The 1,903-nt window shown below is 37.9% G+C and carries 1 protein-coding gene; it reads right to left on the bottom strand.

Annotated elements, in window-relative coordinates; translation table 11 throughout:
• Window positions 1–85: 85 nt before the first annotated feature.
• A complete protein-coding gene (ltrA, locus tag BUB33_RS15625; protein ID WP_200778259.1) occupies window positions 86–1,429 on the bottom strand; it encodes a group II intron reverse transcriptase/maturase in 1,344 nt (447 codons plus the stop codon).
• Window positions 1,430–1,903 lie beyond the last annotated feature (474 nt).

Here is a 1,903-nt window from a genome sequence, read left to right as displayed (position 1 = left end):
AATCGGGTAGGAGGTAAATAATTAATTTATTTACCGACCTCCCTCACCACCGTACGTACCGTTCGGTATACGGCGGTTTCATAGTTTACACTTTAACTTCAAGGTAATATTTAAGAAAACTTAAATAACCTTGTTTTTCAAACCTAGCATTGGTTAGGGTTGTTGCAAGAATCCAGCTATTGGCCGTATGCCAGTAGCCTTTTCTTGTATTTGCCCATTCCCATGCCTTTTCTCTTGCTACTCCCAGTTTCTTAAGGTTAACAAATTTCGTCTTGACCTTCTTCCAACTTTTCCATGTTATCATTCGAATTCTTCTTCTGAGCCATTCATCAATTGTTTTCATGATTGTCTTCATATCGGCTAGTTTAAAGTATTGTACCCATCCATGTATAATCTGGTTGAGCTTAATCTTTCTATTATCTATGCTCATCCCTTTACTTCTACCAGTTACCATCCTAATTTTATCTTTCAGTTTATTTATGCTTTTAGGGTGAACTCTAAATCTGCATCCTCCCTTACTTCTATAAAATGTATATCCTAGATATTTGACCTCACTAAGTTTAGATACCTTAGTCTTATCTTTATTAATCTTGAGTTTAAGCTTACCTTCTATGAATTTACTAACTCTTTCATATTGTCTTTGGGCAGCTCTTTTACTTGTTGTAAATATCATAAGGTCATCAGCATACCTTACAAACCGATATCCCCATTCCTCAAGCTTTTGGTCTAATTCATTTAGAATAATATTTGCTAAAAGTGGGCTGATTGGCCCCCCTTGAGGTACTCCTTCCTCACTTCTTATGAACATTCCATTGTCCATAATTCCTGCATTAAGAAACTTTTGTATTAAGGATAGGACTCTGTTGTCCTTTATGGTTCTTGATAAAATTTCCATAAGCATAGATTGGTTTACTGTATCGAAAAATTTCTCTAAATCCATATCGATGACATACCAATAGCCTTCATTTGCATATTCTTGGCATTTCTTCAATGCATCATGACATCCTCTATTTTGTCTAAAACCGTAACTGGTTTCTGCAAATTGTTTCTCATATATGGGACTTAATTCTTGAAGAATTGCTTGTTGAATCACTCTGTCGACTAATGTTGGTATCCCCAGTTTACGTGTTTCACCATTTTCTTTTGGTATTTCAACACGTTTAACTGGGGATGGTTTGTAGCTTGTATTCAGTAGGGATGAAAGAATTTCTTCCCGGTGGGTTTTTAAGTGTTCTAGAAGTTCATCCATTTCCATCTTATCGGTTCCACCTGCTCCTTTGTTTCTTTTAACCTTTTGGTAAGCATTATTCATATTGTCTCTGGATAGGATTCTTTCTAACATTCCTATTGTTGGTTTGTTTGTGTTGATGTCGTCCTTTTCAATCATCCTTGAATCACTCTGCCCATTTCTGCGTCTTTCGTGTTCCACACTATTCCCACAGTTGATGATGGTGTCTTTATTCTGTTTTCTGCATTCTATCGTGTTCTCAGTAATTTTCATTGATTTCATCTCCTATGATTCAGCCCTTCCTATGATATCTAGATTCTCATAGTACTATGGCCTCTGCTGACTTCTCATGATAAATCTTGTTTCAACCATGGTTCATACTCTGTTTTCCCATGTCCATGAGACCTCCCCAGGTAAGAACAACAACCTTCCTCCCATGTAACCGTCACATTTACTGTAAAGAGTTCGGGTAGTATTGGACTTTGTTTTGTTAAGCAAACTCATCCTCCCTAAATCAGCCTTATGTGATTTCTGTTCGTCGGTTCAGGATTTTGCCTTCGGCTTCCTTCAGATTCCACGTCGCCATGGACACCCTTGCCTTCAGCTAACGGTTCCTACTACCAAGCCCGTAGTGGACTTTCACCACCAAGTTGTTGCCCATGCTGGGCACACTTA

It is taken from the genome of Tissierella praeacuta DSM 18095 (assembly GCF_900128955.1).
Lineage (GTDB): Bacteria > Bacillota > Clostridia > Tissierellales > Tissierellaceae > Tissierella > Tissierella praeacuta.
The sequence above is the reverse complement of the archived record's forward strand: the minus strand, read 5'-3'. Positions and strand labels throughout refer to the sequence as shown.